Genomic DNA, 14702 nt, shown 5'->3' with positions numbered 1-14702 from the left:
TGAAGTTGGACGTCAGCGACTCGGCGCGGTTCTGGCTCGCGGTACGCGGCTACGACCCGGTCTACGGCGCGCGTCCGCTGCGCAGACTGATCCAACAGTCCATCGGCGACACCCTCGCCAAACAACTGCTCGCCGGTGAAGTCACCGACGGCGACCTGGTCCAGGTGAGCGTCGGCGAGGACGAGGAACACCTCATCGTCTCCGCCTGAATCCGCTGTGACGCGGCATGGCGGGTACCGCCGACATCGATCCGCTCGAAGTACCCGCCTTCGCGGGGTCTCTGCGCGCACTCATGGCCGGTTCTCCCGCGCATTCGCGGTGCTGCCGGAGGCCGTCGTCACCGTTCCTCGCGCCGAATTCCCGGCCGGAGCTCATGTTCCTGAGGGGCGATGAGGGGCCATTTTCTGGATCGGAAGGCCGCCGAGTCCGACAAGCGATTCGGGTCGACGCGGGAAATTCGGCGACTACCGACCGATAGGGCCTGTAGTAAGGACCGCCCGCCCTCGTCGCCGAGGACTTCAGCCCTCACCACAACGCCCCGAAGCCCCTACACCGTCTTCTTTCATCGGAGTGGAATTACGAGAGTAAACGCATAGTCGACACGAGGAGAATTTCATGAGTCTGCTCCCTGTTCATCGTTCCCACGGATCGCTGCTGCCGGATTTCACCGACCTGTGGAACGCGTTCACTCCCGTCGGCACGCTGACGCCGATGTTCAACTTCCATACGATCCGGTTGGAGGACGCCCTCGATGACGGCCACTACACCGTGCGCGCCGAAATTCCCGGAATCGATCCGGCCGAGGATCTCGAGGTCACCGTCGCCGACGGGCATCTGACCATCCGGGCCGAGCGCAGCGTGCAGAAAGAGGAGAACGGCCGCTCCGAGTTCGGTTACGGCTCCTTCGTGCGTACCGTCGCCCTCCCCCCGGGCGCCGTGGAAGACGGTGTCGACGCCGAATACGCCAAAGGCATTCTTACCGTCACGGTACCGATGACGGAAGCGAAGCCGACCGCGAAGAAGATCGAGGTCAAAGCGGGCGAATGAGCCCGCGAGGATGATCGGCGCCCAGTCCCTCGACGATCGAACGCCGAGGGACTCCGGGCCTGCGACATTCGTACCACCTGCATACTCCCCCGACACCCCACGACGGTTGTCACGGGAAACCGCGGAGGCCGATATGACCGATACGAACGCTCGAACCACCCCGTTCGAGCCGTTGATATGGGAAACGATCGAGAAGTCGCCATCGGAGCGCGCTCGCAGCGCCATGACCGACTACGACTTCACGTGTAGCGGATTCGACTGGGAAGCAGCGCGATCGGCATTGTCGGGGCTGCCGGGAGGCGCGGTGAACATCGCCCACGAGGCGGTCGACCGGCATCTGGATACCTCGACGGCCCACACCACGGCGTTGCGCTGGCTCAGCGCGACGGGCGACGGAATCGAACTCACCTACGCCGACCTCGCCGCCCTGAGCAACAGGTTCGCGGGAGTACTCCGGTCGCTGGGTGTGCGGCGCGGCGAGCGGATCTGCCTGCTGCTGGGCCGAACCCCGCAGCTGTACGTCGCGGCGCTCGGCGCGTGGAAAGCCGGTTGCGTGGTATCGCCGCTCTTCTCGGCGTTCGGTCCCGAACCGGTCCGCCAACGCCTCGAGATCTCCGGGGCAACGACCCTGGTGACCACCACCGAGTTCTACCGCCGCAAAGTGGCGCCGCATCGCGACGCGGTGCCCGAGTTGCGCAATGTCCTCGTCACCGACGACCTCGGACCCGAACGCGGCGGCGGCCTGATCGACCTGTCGCAGGCGATGGCGTCGATGTCGGAAACCTTCCCCGTCGAGCACACCGACGCCGACGAGCCTGCGCTGTTGCATTTCACGAGCGGCACGACGGGTAGGCCGAAAGGCGCCGTCCATGTGCACGGCGCGGTGCTCGCGCACCGGGTCAGCGCCCGATACGCGCTCGATCTGCGTGCGGGCGACCGCTTCTGGTGTACCGCGGATCCGGGGTGGGTCACCGGAATGTCCTACGGCGTGATCGCCCCGCTGTGCCTCGGCGCCACCGTGATCAGCGACGAAGCCGAGTTCAGCGCCCAGCGCTGGTACGACATCCTGACCGCCGAACGAGTCTCGGTCTGGTACACCTCCCCGACGGCCTTGCGCATGCTGATGCGCGGAGATGATCGACTTCCCCCGCACACCGATTTGTCGAACCTGCGGTTCGTGGCCGGAGTCGGCGAACCACTCAACCCCGAGATCGTGGTGTGGGGCGAACGCGTGCTCGGCAGGCCGGTGCACGACAACTGGTGGCAGACCGAAACCGGCGCGATCATGATCGCCAATTTCGCCGCCGAGCAGGTGCGACCGGGTTCGATGGGCAGGCCACTGCCGGGAATCGAGGCCACCGTGCTGCGACGCGGCGCCAATGGAAAGGTTGCCGTCGACGGCGATGGAGCCGTTCGGCCCGCGGACACCGACGAAGTCGGCGAGCTGGCGATACGCGCGGGCTGGCCGTCGATGTTCCGTGACTACTGGAACGACCACGAGCGATACGAACGCGCGTTCGCCCACGGCTGGTACCTCTCCGGCGATCTCGCCCGACGCGACGCGGACGGCTATTACTGGTTCGTCGGCCGCGCCGACGACGTGATCGAATCCGCCGGGCACCTCATCGGCCCCTTCGAAGTCGAAAGTGCGCTCATGGCACATCCGGCGGTTGCCGAGGCGGGCGCGATCGGCACCCCCGATCCGGTGGCAGGCGAGGTGGTCAAGGCGTTCGTCACGCTGCTTCCGGGATACCGGCCGACCGAGGAGTTGCGGACGGAGTTGCTCGCTTTCGGCCGTCGATCACTCGGGTCGGTCGCGCCCAGACAGATAACCTTCGCCGACAGTCTGCCGCACACCCGAAGCGGCAAAGTCATGCGCCGCTTGCTGAAAGCGCGCGAGCTGGGTCTGCCCGAAGGCGACGTGTCCGCCCTCGAAGGCGGTGCGTCGTGAGTGTGACCGATGCGGAACGGATCGCATTGTTGCGCCAGATGATGCGCATCCGTGGGTTCGAGGAACGGTGCGTCCGGCTCTACAGCGCGGAGAAGATCCGCGGTTTCCTGCATCTCTACATCGGTGAGGAGGCCGTGGCCGCGGGCCTGTTCCACGAGATCGGCCCCGAGGATTCGGTCGTCTCGACCTATCGAGAGCACGGGCACGCCTTGGCGCGCGGTATCCCGACCGCAGCGCTGATGGCGGAGATGTACGGGCGCACCAACGGATGCAGCGGTGGACGAGGCGGATCGATGCATCTGTTCGACGCGCAGCGTCGCTTCTACGGGGGAAACGCCATCGTGGGCGGCGGTCTGCCCCTTGCCGTCGGTTTGGCCCTGGCGGACGCACTGCGCCGATCCTCGGCGGTGACGGTCTGTCTCTTCGGTGACGGCGCCGTCGCCGAGGGCGAATTCCACGAATGCCTCAACCTCGCCGCACTGTGGCATCTGCCGATCCTGTTCGCCTGCGAGAACAATCGTTACGCCATGGGCACCGCCCTGGCGCGCGAGCACGCGGCCACCGACTTGGCATTGCGCGCCGCGAGTTACGGCCTGGCCGCCTGGCCCGTGGACGGTATGGACGCGGAAGCGGTGGCCTCGGCCACCCGGCGAGCGGTGCAGTCCATCCGCGGCGGCGGCGGACCGTGTCTGCTCGAGATGCGGACCTACCGTTTCCGCGCGCACTCCCTCTACGACGCCGATCGATACCGGGACAAGGCCGAGATCGAGCGGTGGCGAGCGCGCGACCCCATCCCGATACTCACCCGGGCCCTCCTCGACTCCGGCGCATGCACCGAGACCGATTGTCACGACTGGAGAACCGCGATCGAGACCGAACTCGACGAGGCCGTCACCTCGGCCGAGAACGGACCGCTCGAACCCGTCGCCGACCTGACTCGACACCTCTACGCGGAAACATCATGACCAGCTATCGAGAGGCCGTCCGAGAAGCGTTGCGCGAGGCGCTGCTCCGCGACGAACGCGCCTTCCTCATGGGCGAGGACGTCGGCGCCTACGGCGGCTGCTTCGGTGTGAGTCGCGGCCTGCTCGAGGAATTCGGACCGGAGCGTATCCGTGACACACCGCTGAGCGAATCGGCGTTCGTCGGCGCGGGTATCGGAGCCGCGCTCGGTGGGTTACGCCCGATCGTCGAGGTCATGACCGTCAATTTCAGCCTGCTTGCTCTCGATCAGATCCTGAACAACGCGGCGACGCTACGCCACATGTCCGCCGGTCAGCTCGCGGTGCCGCTGGTCATTCGCATGGCGACCGGTGCGGGCAGACAGCTGGCGGCACAGCATTCCCACAGCCTGGAGAATTTCTATGCCCACATTCCGGGCCTTCGCGTGGTGTCGGCGGCGACCGTCGCCGACGCGCGCGGGATGCTGTGGACCGCCTTGCAGAGCCCGGACCCGGTGGTCTTGTTCGAGCCCATCGCCCTGTACGGCGCCGAGGCCGAACTGCCGCCGGACGCGGGCCCCGTCGATATCGACCATGCTGTCGTGCGCAGGCCGGGCACCGATGTCACCGTGGTCGCCTACGGCGGGTCACTACCTGTGGCCACCGCGGCGGCCGAGCGACTGGACGACGATCACATCTCGGCGGAGATCATCGACCTGCGGTGTCTACGCCCGTTGGACGAACGCACCGTGCTCGAGTCGATCGCAAGGACCCACCGCCTCGTCATCGTCGACGAAGGATGGCGCAGCGTGGGAATCGCCGCCGAAATCGCCGCGCGCGCCGCCGAACACGCCTACTTCGACCTCGACGCGCCGATCGCGCGGGTCTGCGCCGCGGAGGTCCCCGTTCCGTACGCCAAGCAACTCGAGGACGCCGCTTTGCCGGGGCCCGACGATGTCATCGATGCGATTCGACGGACGGTGAGCTGACATGGTCGAGTTCCGCATGCCCTCGCTGGGCGCCGACATGACCGAGGGCACGGTGTTGCGATGGTTGGTCCAGCCCGGCGACACGGTGCACAGCGGAGACATCCTCGCCGAGGTGGACACCACGAAAGCGGCCATCGAGATCGAAAGCTTCGATGACGGCGTCATCGGCTCACTGCTGGTTCCCGAAGGCGCGACCGTGCCTGTGGGCACTCCCCTGGCGACGATCGACGCGGGCGTGGACGCACCGCATCCGACCCGCGCGCCGAAGTCCGCGATACGCGCTACCCCGCTGATCCGACGCCTGGCCGAGGAAGCGGGTCTGGATCTAGCCCGGGTGCACGGATCCGGACCGGAAGGGCGGATCGTGCGCGCCGATATCGCCCGTGCGGTCGGTGCGCGGTCATCGCCGGACCGGCCGAACGCCGAAGTCGTCGCCGCGGTCGGCGAACCATCCACCGGTCGAGACTCCGGTGCTCACGACTCCCGCGAGCGGCGCGTCCGATCGACGGAGTTCACGCGGGCTTCCGGTTACGCGCGGCGACTGGCCGCCGATTCCGGAATCGACCTCGCGGAGCTCACCGCGACACACCCGGACGCGGCGCTCAGAGCGCGCGACCTCCGCCCCGCGGACAGCGAGCCGACCGTCCGGACACGGCCCGACCAGCATCGCCCGTCACGGGACAGCGCACCGCCGACCGACACCGCGCGGACACATCGGCACGATCCCGGCGCCGTACGCACAGCCATCGCGACGGCCATGGCTCGTTCGAAACAGTCCGTTCCGCACTACTACCTGTCGAGCACAATCGATCTGGACGCCGCGGTGCGCCTACTCCGCGAAAGGAATCGACAGGTCCCGGTGCCCGAACGCGTGCTCACTTCCGCACTGCTGTTGTGCGCCGCGGCCCGCGCCGCGAAACGAGTTCCGGAATCCAACGGGCACTGGGTCGACGACGCATTCCGGCCCGCGACGGCTGTGCACCTGGGGGTCGTGGTGTCCACCCGCGAGGGCATCGTGCTGCCGACCATTCCCGACGCCGACACCTTGGACCCGGCTGCCATGATGCGCGCACTGCGCGAGGTCGTCACCCGTGCCCGCGCGGCGCGGCTACGCTCCGCCGACACCGTCCCGGCCACGATCACCGTCACCAACCTCGGTGATCTCGGTGTCGATTCGGTCTTCGGTGTCATCGCCGTACCGCAGGTCGCCATCGTCGGATTCGGCGCGGTGACCGAGCGTCCCTGCGCGGTCGACGGCATGCTCGGCATCCGTCCTCAGGTGTGCGCGACGCTGTCGGCCGACCACCGCGCCAGCGACGGCGCCACCGGCGCCCGCTACCTCAACACCATCTCCGACCTGCTCCAACGTCCCGAGGAGTTGTGAATCATGACCAGTAGAGCCACCTCACGCGCGGCCGCGGAGGACATCGTGCGCGCCGCACTGCGCGGATTCGCCCCGCAGGCCGAGATCGAGACCCTCGGCGTCGACGTCGCTTTGCGCAGCACGCTGGAACTCGACTCCATCGACTTTCTGACCTTCGTCGAACGCCTCTCGGCCGCGAGTCGTCGGATCGAGGAGAGCGAATACCCGCGGCTGGCCACCATTCGATCCTGTGTCGACTTCATCACCGACGACGCGGAGCGCACCGTCACCGATCGCGTCGGAGATACCTGACGTGGCCGCGGGCCACCCCGAAATTCGCCGATCAGTATGCGATCGGGCGGATCGTCACCGTGTCGATGGGCGACCGAGCCGCACGAGTTCGGCCAACACGGTGTCGATCGCCTCGGGTATCGCGCGCGACACCGGTTCGGAGAGGCCGACGCCGTAGTCCAGTCGCTCCGCCTCGACCGCGACGACGACGAGGTCTCGCGGCAGCCGCCCGAGGACACGTCCCAGCGACACCGCCTCCGCTATGCCGATCGCATGGGAATTGCCGGTGTGGCCACGACCGGGCAGACCGCCTGCCTGGGTGCGCCACACACGTCCGGGACTCGACGGGGCACAGACCACGGCGTCGATGAGGACAGCCGCGTCGGTGCCGGACCACATGTCGAGCAACGCGGTGGGCTCCCCGTCACATCGGCTCACCCGCACCTCCGGTGCGGCGAGTTCCGCCACGCGTGCGGCGACCACCGGCCCGACCCCGTCGTCTCGACGGAACTCGTTGCCGACACCGATCACGACGATGCGCGCGCCGATCATCGGCCGACCACCTCCAGGTCGAGGAAATGCGCCGAGCAGGAGATGCACGGGTCGTAGTTGCGGATCGTGCGTTCGCACAGTGTGGTGAGCGCGGCATCGTCCAAATGGAGGTGCTCGGCGACCACTCGACGGAGGTCTTCTTCGATCGCGGGCTGGTTCTGCGCGGTGGGCGCGACGATGTCGGCGGCGCGGACGATGCCGTCGGCGTCGAGTTCGTAGCGGTGATACAGCAGCCCTCGCGGCGCCTCGCTGATTCCGTGCCCGATGCCCGCCCGCGGGGATACCGGCACCGAGGCTCGCGCGGGCGGCTCGTATTCCTCGATGAGCCGCAGCGCCTCCTCGACCGCGTACACGACTTCCACCGCACGCACGAGAATGCTGCGGTACGGATTGCGGCAGCGCACGCCGAGACCGACCCGTGCGGCCACCTCGCGAGCGAACGGGGACAGCGAGTGGGAATTCAGCGAGTAGCGGGCCAGCGGGCCGGTGAGGTAGCGCTCGCCGTCGAGTCGGGCGTGCAACGCGGTCGAGTGCGGAACCTGGTGTTCGGTCACGTGCTCGCCGAATGCCGACGGCGGGAATGCTTTTCCGGTGCTGGTGCACAGATCGCCGTCCTCGATCGCGTATCGGTCCGGTGTGACCGCGGCGAGCAGATCGTGATCGAACTCCACGTCCGGGAACTCGAACTCGCCGACCCGAAGCGCGGTGTCCACGGCGTGATCCTGGGCCCGGCGCAGTGCTTCGGCGACGATCCGGAGCGCGGCGCGGGTCGGCGTCGAATAGAAGCCGCCGACCCGAATGTTGATCGGATGGATCGACCTGCCGCCGACGACCTCGAGCAGTGTGTTGCCTGCCTTCTTCAGCGCCAGGCCGCGCTCGACGAGTTCGCGGTGATCGGCCGACATCGAGATGGCGTCCGGATAACCGAGGAAGTCGGGAATGTGCAGCAAGTGCATGTGCAGGGTGTGGCTGGCTATCCATTCACCGCAATACAGCAGACGCCGCAAGGCGCGCAGCGGCGGATCGAGTTCGATGCCGCACACCTGTTCCACGGCGTTGCAGGCGCTGGTCTGGTAGGCGACGGGACAGATACCGCAGATTCGTGCCGTGATGTCCGGCGGTTCGGTGTAGTCACGGCCGCGCAGGAATGCCTCGAAGAAGCGCGGCGGCTCGTAGATGTGCAACTCCGCGCGGTCGACGCGTCCGTCACCGACCGTCACCCGCAGACCGCCTTCGCCTTCCACTCTCGCCAACGAGCTCACCGTCAATTGTCTGATCCGACTGCTCATCTCGGCTCCGATCGGCGAATTCGGGCGCGGCCGCGGCGTAGGTGCCGAACACGCGGTCGACGGCGTCGGTCGACATGCCGTTGACGCGCAGGATAGGCAGCAGCGCACCGATGTTCGGGTTCTTCATCGGTCCGAAACAGCCGTAGCAGCCGCGCTGGTAGGTCGGGCACAGCGCACCACAGCCCGCGTGGGTGACCGGCCCCAGACAGGGGGTGCCGTTGGCGACGGTCACGCAGGTGTTCCCACGCCGCTTGCATTCGGTGCACACGCTGGTGTCCGGGAGATCGGGCGCTCGTCCGTCCAGCAGCGCGCACAGCGTGCGCACCAGTTGTCCGCGATCGATCGGGCACCCGCGCAGCTCGAGATCCACCCGCACATGCGCGCTGATCGGCGTCGCGGTCGACAGCGTCGCGATGTGCTGCGGGCTCGCGTATACGACAGAGGCGAATTCCGCGACATCGGCGAAGTTCCGCAACGCCTGGATGCCGCCGTGCGTGGCGCAGGCGCCGATCGCGACCAGGACCCGCGACTGCGCGCGGATGTCGACGATCCGCCGCTGTTCGTCCGGGGTGGTGATCGAGCCCTCCACGAGCGACACATCGAAGGGTCCCGGCGCGTCCACGCTGGTGGCCTCGGCGAAGTGGGTGATGCGCACCCGGCCCGCGAGGGTGAGCAACTCGTCCTCGCAGTCGAGCAGCGTGAGCTGACAACCGTCACAGGAGGTGAATTTCCAGACCGCGAGCGTTGGCGTGCCCATCACAGCTCCGCCACCGACAGCAGGGGTTCGGCCACGCGGTAGTCCACGACCGGGCCGTCCCGGCACAGGAGCAGCGGCCCGAGTTGACAGTGCCCGCATCGAGCGACGCCGCACTGCATATTGCGTTCCAACGAGACCCGGATGTCGGTGGCCGCGACTCCCCTGCGCAGCAGCGTCCGCGCGCAGAATCGCATCATCGGCTCCGGGCCGCACAGGAACGCGGTGGTGCGGGACGCGTCGAGAGCGAGTCGCGCGAGCGGCTCGGTGACGAATCCGACCGAGCCGTTCCATCCGGGAGCCGGGTGGTCGACCGTCGGGTACACCTCGACCGCGCCCGATGCGCGCCACCGATCCTGATCGCTCCGGAACAGGATGTCGGCGGGCGTGCGAGCCCCCGCGATCACCACCAGTCTGCGGTAGTCCTCGCGACATGCCAACGCGCCCAACACCACCGGACGCAGCGGCGCGAGTCCCACCCCGCCACCGACCACGACCAGATCGCGCCCGCGCGCGGACTCGATATCCCACCCGATACCGAACGGTCCTCTCACCCCGATAGCTCCACCGACACCGGTGTCGCACACCGCACGGCTGACCGCGCCGACGCCGCGGACCGTGTGCTCGACGACATCTCCTGGCGCGTAGGGATTTCCGCTGATCGAGATCGCGATCTCACCTATGCCGTAGCGATACAGCATCATGAACTGCCCGGCCCGGAATCGCGGCGCGGCGGCGACGATCGGCCGCAACCGCAACGTGACGGTATCCGCGGTCTGCGCAGTTCTGGCGACGACTCGGTAGGGACGCATGACCTCACCGGCGCGGTTCATCGACCCGCCCGCACGTGCGGCTCGACGGGATCGGCGTAGAGGTCCAGCAGGCGTGCCCTGGTGGCCTGCAACCGATCCAGCACAGCCGTCAGCATCATACGGGTCAGGGCGTGGCCGAATTCCGGGTCGGTTTCGGCGAATCGGGTCAGCGTCGCGGCGTCGAACTCGATCGCGCGCACCGGCCCGACCGCCCGTGCTCCGAAATGCCAACGGTACGGGGGCGCCAGCCAGGACCAACCCAGCAGATCACCTGCTCCGAGCGTCTGCACCACGACCTCGCCGCGTCCCGGCACCCGCGCGTCGATCACCACCTGTCCCTGTGCGATCAACAGGCATCGTTCGGCGCGCCCGCCTTCCACCAGGAGACGTTGCCCATCGGTGTACGCCGCTTCGCTGCCCACCTCCGCCAATCTCGCCAGATGGGCCTCGTCGAGTACGGACAGCGGAGCGAACGGGGCCAGCTCCGCCACGGTGATCACGGCGGGTTCCCGACGTCGGCGGCGAAACGCGCGACCTCGACGGTCAAATCGATGCTCGCGGGACACCAGGCGATACACCGTCCGCATCCCACGCAACCCGATGTGCCGAACTGGTCGTACCACGTGCTCAACTTGTGGCTCAGCCACTGCCGGTACCGTGCGGCGCCGGATCGTCGAACGCTGCCGCCGTGCAGGTAGGAGAAATCCAGTTCGAAGCAGGACGCCCAGCGCTCCCAGCGTTCGGCGTGGTCGCCGGTGAGATCGGTGAGATCCTCGGTGCTGGTGCAGAAGCAGGTGGGACATACCATCGTGCAGTTGGCGCAGGTAAGGCAGCGCGACGCGATCTCGTCCCAGCGCGGTGACTCACGGGATTCGGCGATGACCGCGCGCACGTCGACATCGGGCATGGCGCGGCCCATCCGGTCGGCGGCGGCCGTGACGGCCGCCCGCGCGTCGGCCAGCTCGGCGGGTGGGGCGCTTCGGGTGACGAGTGCGGACAGTATCGCCTCGCCCGCGGCGCTGCCCACCTCCACCAGGAAACGGTGCCCGGACTCGTCGATGCGTTCGGTCAGCGCCAGATCGTAGCCCGCGCCTGCGGCGGGCCCGGTACCCATCGACGCGCAGAAGCACACTCCACCGGGTTCGGTGCAGTTCACCGCGATCACGAACAGCCCTCGCCGCGCGGCGGCGGACGCAGGCCCCTGACCCTCGGCTCCGTCGAGTACACGACACAGCACGGCGATCGCCGCGAGATCGCATCCGCGAACGCCGAGCAACGCCAGCGGCTCGCGTGGTTCGTCAGGCGTTTGCAGGCTCAGGTCGGGACCTGTCTGCCACACCTTGCGCCGCGGCGGATGCAGAAACTGCTTCCACGATCCGGGACCGGCCGAATGGGCGAAAACCGCCTCGTCCGCACGGCGGAACACCCGATATCGACCGGGCGAGCTTTCGATCCCCCATCCGACCGGCAATTCCTGCCCGGATTCGAGGTCGTCCAGAACGATCGCGCCATCGCGAAGCCGGGGGCCGATCACGCGAAATCCGCGGGCGCGCAGCACCTCGATCAAATCGTCGAGACCGGCGCGCTCGATGATGGCGGTGTCACCGATACTCATGCCGACACTCCTGTCGCTGAATATTCGCTAGCTTCGATTGTCATCGAGTCGAACGGCGCGGCACAGGGCCGAAGGTCCCTTCGGAAACCGCCCGATACACCGCCGTGGCCAATAGTTGGCGAATGGTGTGTCCGGTGCGCCGGGCGGCGCTTCGGCGAGAACCGTGGCGATCAGCGCCGCGACGGGGACTCCGGTCGACCGCGGCGAGGCCGGGGAGCTGACCCGCGGGTCTTTGCGACTCGGGTTCGAGGTCGTCCGGCCCTGCACACGCCGCCGTTTTCGAGCGATGGTGGAAGCAAACCCTCTCACCACAGCGGAAAGGTGGACGTGATGGACGCGATGTCCCCGATGATGCAGGTCATGCACACGATCATGATGTGGATGCGGGACCTGGGTCTGTGCCCGCCGATGACGATGCCGATGTGAATTCGATGGGGTGTCGACGATGATGATGTGGTACGGCCCCGGGATGGGTGGATGGGGACTCGGACTGATGGTCGTGGGCACGATCGTGGTCTGGATGCTGGTGATCGCCTGCGTCGTCGCGGTTGTCCGCTACACGGGCGGCGCGGCGCCGGGCGGTCCAGTGCCCCGATACCGGTCGACCCCTCAGCAGATCCTCGCCGAGCGATTCGCCCGCGGTGAGATCGATGATGAGGAATTCCGCCGTCGCAGCGCCACTCTCACCGACAACGCGACCGGCGACAGCTGAACCACTTCGTGCCGCTCGGCAGGCGGTGCGCATCACCGCCGGAGTCGGTGGGCGGTGAGCGGTGTGACCTCCAGGTGCATCGCGGTGGCACCTGACAGGGGCGAGCGCGCGAAGACGACACGCACGCTGCCGAGGCCGAATTCGGTCAGATCCATGCGGAAGACCTCCGGGTCGTCCGGGTCGTCGGGCCGCAGGGGTATGCCCCGGCGCAGCGCGGGCACCGGTCCGAGTACGCGCAGCACGAGCTGCCCTCGACGGACCTCGACGCGCAGGCCCGCACCGACCATCGCCTTGGCGCGAACATCGGTGATCCTTCCCGGGACCCGGTAGTTCCCACACAGCTCGCTCCAGATGGCAGGCTGCTGAGCCACGTCGTCGCGAACGCGGTCGGCGGCGACGCCGAGCAGTGTTCGCATCAGGTCGGAGGTCTCGGCGGGCAGCCAGAGCATCGCGCGGTGGGCGCCGTTGGTGAACGCCATCACCCCGAGCCCGGCGTCGGGAGCCACCCAGATCTGGGAGTCGAACCCGGTCAGGATCCCCTGGTGCTCGACTAGGCGCCGCCCGCCGAATTCGGCGCGGAAGAATCCAAGTCCCATGCCCGGTATTCGGGAATCGGGTCGGTAGTGCGGCTCGAACATCGTCCCCATGGTGTCCGCGGGCAGCACCGCACCGAACTCGTTCGCACCGCCGCCCGTCAACGCCGCGAGGTAACGCCCCATGTCACGCGCGGTCGAAAATGCCGATGCCGCACCCGCGGTCACCATTTCCCGCAACGGAACCGGCCGCGGCCCACTACGGCCGAACGTGTAGCCGGTCGCCAGGCGCGCACGCGGGTACCCTGCGGGAGACAGCGTGGTCTCGTGCATACCGAGCGGTTCGAAGACGTGTTCCCGCAGGTACGCGGCCAGCGGCACACCGCTGACATCCTCGACGATCTGTCCGAGGGTGGCGAAGCCGTGATTGGAATAGGTCCATCTCGTTCCCGGTTCGGCGTGGGTCGTCAGTTCGCCGCGGTAATAGTCGGCCAGGGACCCGACAGGATGCCCCGGCGCGACACTCTCCCCGAAATCGGGCAGCAGCAGCCTGCCGGGGCGCGCGGTCTCGCCGAGACCCGCGGTGTGGGTCAGCAGATGCCGCAGCGTCGGGTGCGGATACTCCGGCCTGCCCGGCACCAGGCGATAGGCCCGCAGGTACCGCTGCGCGGGCGCGTCGAGGTCGACGAGGCCGCGTTCCCACAATTGCATGATCGCGATGGCGGTGAAGGTCTTGGTGATCGACGCGACACGGAACACCGTGTCCTCGGTGACCGGTCGGCGCGTGCCGATATCCGAGCAGCCGTGCGCCGCCAGGGATTCCAGGCGTCCGTCGCGAACGACGCCGATCACCGCGCCCACCATCGCGTGACGGGCGAAGATCCCCGCCGTCGCGCTGTCCACCTCGCGCGCGACGGCATCCGAGGTGGTCGTTCTGGATACGCTCATTCCGTTTCCTCGCGTCTCGGCCGATCTCGCGGCACGGGCGGTCATGGCACTGCTCCGCTCGGCGGAGTTGCCTGTGCGACCCGACCACTTCGATTCGATCAAGCCTCGCCTCCGCCGACCAGGGACTGCGGTCCCGTCTCCGCGGGACGTTCGTCGCCCTCCGGAGATGGCGAAAGTAGGCGCACCAGGAACCATCCGGTGATCGCGGCCATCACCGCCGCCATCAGCACGCCGCCGACGACACCGATCAGCACGACCACCGCGTACGGCTGTCCCGGCTGCCACAACGGCGTCGTGAACGCGGTGAAGGCGGCCAATCCGCCCGCCCACGCCAACGCGGTCGCCAGGATCCACCGCGCTGCTCCCGACACGTATCGCCTGAGGACGGCCCACTGAGCCACGCCGATCGACAGCAACAGCACCGCGCCGCCGAGCACCACCGCGGGCACGACCACGAAGACGGACAGATCGGCGAACCCGTCGGTCAGCATCGGCACGACCCCCAGAGACCACGCCACCAACGCACCCGACACCGTTGCCACGATCCACTCGGCCGAATGGAATCCCGCGATCACCGAGCGCAGCACACGTGCCTGGAACCAGCCGAGTACACCGCCCTCGATCGCCCCCGCGATCAGCATGACCGTCGCTGTGATCGGCATCGCCGCATCCGAGGTCGCCGCGCCCATCGCCGCGGGCACGACGAATCCGAGGAACTCCCCCGTCGTCGCCGCGGCGAACCAGCGCCACCACAGCTCCCGCGACCGTTCTCGGCCGAGCGACGCGTCATATGTCCCGGAGCTACGCCGAGACGGCGGATCAGGCAGCCCTTCGACCGTCCCGTCTTCGACCGACGAACCTTTACCGACCTTCGCGGGTCGCGCGGTGTGCCACATGGATCCAGC

Annotated in this window: 16 protein-coding genes; 8 read left to right on the top strand and 8 right to left on the bottom strand. The window is 68.0% G+C overall.

Annotation, left to right across the window (positions count from 1 at the left end):
• From IT779_RS36300 to IT779_RS36270, 7 genes are all read left to right on the top strand, one after another.
• A partial coding sequence (locus IT779_RS36300) for a hypothetical protein (RefSeq protein ID WP_196154033.1) occupies nt 1-209 on the top strand: 209 nt, incomplete at its 5' end.
• A gap of 406 nt (nt 210-615) precedes the next feature.
• Entirely contained in the window at nt 616-1047 is a 432-nt protein-coding gene (locus IT779_RS36295; protein WP_196154032.1) for an Hsp20/alpha crystallin family protein, read from the top strand.
• A gap of 133 nt (nt 1048-1180) precedes the next feature.
• Nucleotides 1181-2998, top strand: a complete 1818-nt coding sequence (acsA, locus tag IT779_RS36290; RefSeq protein ID WP_196154031.1) for an acetate--CoA ligase — start codon at nt 1181-1183, stop codon at nt 2996-2998.
• Between the two features lie 2 nt (nt 2999-3000).
• Nucleotides 3001-3963, top strand: a complete 963-nt coding sequence (gene pdhA, locus IT779_RS36285; RefSeq protein ID WP_408637831.1) for a pyruvate dehydrogenase (acetyl-transferring) E1 component subunit alpha — start codon at nt 3001-3003, stop codon at nt 3961-3963.
• Entirely contained in the window at nt 3957-4928 is a 972-nt protein-coding gene (locus IT779_RS36280; protein WP_332839123.1) for an alpha-ketoacid dehydrogenase subunit beta, read from the top strand. The genes pdhA and IT779_RS36280 overlap by 7 nt, the downstream gene beginning before the upstream one ends.
• A gap of 1 nt (nt 4929) precedes the next feature.
• A complete protein-coding gene (locus tag IT779_RS36275; RefSeq protein WP_196154029.1) occupies nt 4930-6312 on the top strand; it encodes a 2-oxo acid dehydrogenase subunit E2 in 1383 nt (460 codons plus the stop codon).
• A 3-nt stretch (nt 6313-6315) separates the two neighbouring features.
• Complete coding sequence (locus IT779_RS36270) at nt 6316-6603, top strand: acyl carrier protein (protein ID WP_196154028.1); 288 nt, start codon at nt 6316-6318, stop codon at nt 6601-6603.
• Nucleotides 6604-6657: 54 nt separating this feature from the next.
• Here the strand turns inward: IT779_RS36270 and IT779_RS36265 are convergent, their stop codons facing one another.
• Genes IT779_RS36265 through IT779_RS36240 form a run of 6 tightly spaced genes read right to left on the bottom strand, consistent with a single transcriptional unit; the run spans nt 6658 to nt 11604 of the window.
• On the bottom strand, nt 6658-7134 hold the full coding sequence (locus IT779_RS36265) for a hydrogenase maturation protease (protein ID WP_196154027.1): 477 nt from the start codon (nt 7132-7134) through the stop codon (nt 6658-6660).
• Nucleotides 7131-8423, bottom strand: coding sequence for a Ni/Fe hydrogenase subunit alpha (locus IT779_RS36260; RefSeq protein ID WP_196154026.1), 1293 nt, complete (start codon nt 8421-8423; stop codon nt 7131-7133). The genes IT779_RS36265 and IT779_RS36260 overlap by 4 nt, the downstream gene beginning before the upstream one ends.
• A complete protein-coding gene (locus IT779_RS36255) occupies nt 8341-9180 on the bottom strand; it encodes an NADH-quinone oxidoreductase subunit B family protein (protein ID WP_196154025.1) in 840 nt (279 codons plus the stop codon). Before IT779_RS36255 ends, IT779_RS36260 begins: the two co-directional genes overlap by 83 nt.
• Nucleotides 9180-9989 carry an FAD/NAD(P)-binding protein gene (locus IT779_RS36250; protein WP_232542422.1) on the bottom strand — a complete coding sequence of 270 codons (810 nt, stop codon included), beginning with the start codon at nt 9987-9989 and terminating at the stop codon, nt 9180-9182. The genes IT779_RS36255 and IT779_RS36250 overlap by 1 nt, the downstream gene beginning before the upstream one ends.
• Before the next feature lie 17 nt (nt 9990-10006).
• Complete coding sequence (locus IT779_RS36245; protein ID WP_332839121.1) at nt 10007-10489, bottom strand: Crp/Fnr family transcriptional regulator; 483 nt, start codon at nt 10487-10489, stop codon at nt 10007-10009.
• Entirely contained in the window at nt 10486-11604 is a 1119-nt protein-coding gene (locus IT779_RS36240) for a 4Fe-4S dicluster domain-containing protein (protein WP_196154022.1), read from the bottom strand. Before IT779_RS36240 ends, IT779_RS36245 begins: the two co-directional genes overlap by 4 nt.
• Before the next feature lie 445 nt (nt 11605-12049).
• Between IT779_RS36240 and IT779_RS36235 the strand changes: the two genes are divergently transcribed.
• Nucleotides 12050-12316, top strand: a complete 267-nt coding sequence (locus IT779_RS36235) for an SHOCT domain-containing protein (RefSeq protein WP_196154021.1) — start codon at nt 12050-12052, stop codon at nt 12314-12316.
• A 32-nt stretch (nt 12317-12348) separates the two neighbouring features.
• On the opposite strand, the gene IT779_RS36230 is transcribed toward IT779_RS36235, so the two are convergent.
• Together IT779_RS36230 and IT779_RS36225 are read right to left on the bottom strand one after the other, a co-directional pair.
• Nucleotides 12349-13797, bottom strand: a complete 1449-nt coding sequence (locus tag IT779_RS36230; RefSeq protein WP_196154020.1) for a serine hydrolase domain-containing protein — start codon at nt 13795-13797, stop codon at nt 12349-12351.
• 98 nt (nt 13798-13895) lie between these two features.
• A complete protein-coding gene (locus tag IT779_RS36225) occupies nt 13896-14693 on the bottom strand; it encodes a hypothetical protein (RefSeq protein WP_196154019.1) in 798 nt (265 codons plus the stop codon).
• Between the last annotated feature and the right edge of the window lie 9 nt (nt 14694-14702).

The organism is Nocardia bovistercoris (assembly GCF_015674855.1).
In the GTDB taxonomy this organism is placed as follows: Bacteria; Actinomycetota; Actinomycetes; order Mycobacteriales; family Mycobacteriaceae; genus Nocardia; species Nocardia bovistercoris.
This window is presented reverse-complemented; position numbering and strand designations above follow the sequence as displayed.

Excerpts from the sequence above, each read along its gene's own strand:
- IT779_RS36270 (WP_196154028.1), top strand. The coding sequence starts at position 6,316 with ATGACCAGTAGAGCCACCTCACGCGCGGCCGCGGAGGACATCGTGCGC.
- IT779_RS36235 (WP_196154021.1), top strand. The coding sequence starts at position 12,050 with ATGATGATGTGGTACGGCCCCGGGATGGGTGGATGGGGACTCGGACTG.
- IT779_RS36255 (WP_196154025.1), bottom strand. The coding sequence starts at position 9,180 with ATGGGCACGCCAACGCTCGCGGTCTGGAAATTCACCTCCTGTGACGGT.
- IT779_RS36250 (WP_232542422.1), bottom strand. The coding sequence starts at position 9,989 with ATGCGTCCCTACCGAGTCGTCGCCAGAACTGCGCAGACCGCGGATACC.
- IT779_RS36265 (WP_196154027.1), bottom strand. The coding sequence starts at position 7,134 with ATGATCGGCGCGCGCATCGTCGTGATCGGTGTCGGCAACGAGTTCCGT.
- IT779_RS36225 (WP_196154019.1), bottom strand. The coding sequence starts at position 14,693 with ATGTGGCACACCGCGCGACCCGCGAAGGTCGGTAAAGGTTCGTCGGTC.
- IT779_RS36295 (WP_196154032.1), top strand. The coding sequence starts at position 616 with ATGAGTCTGCTCCCTGTTCATCGTTCCCACGGATCGCTGCTGCCGGAT.
- IT779_RS36260 (WP_196154026.1), bottom strand. The coding sequence starts at position 8,423 with ATGAGCAGTCGGATCAGACAATTGACGGTGAGCTCGTTGGCGAGAGTG.
- acsA (WP_196154031.1), top strand. The coding sequence starts at position 1,181 with ATGACCGATACGAACGCTCGAACCACCCCGTTCGAGCCGTTGATATGG.
- IT779_RS36240 (WP_196154022.1), bottom strand. The coding sequence starts at position 11,604 with ATGAGTATCGGTGACACCGCCATCATCGAGCGCGCCGGTCTCGACGAT.
- IT779_RS36230 (WP_196154020.1), bottom strand. The coding sequence starts at position 13,797 with ATGAGCGTATCCAGAACGACCACCTCGGATGCCGTCGCGCGCGAGGTG.
- IT779_RS36275 (WP_196154029.1), top strand. The coding sequence starts at position 4,930 with ATGGTCGAGTTCCGCATGCCCTCGCTGGGCGCCGACATGACCGAGGGC.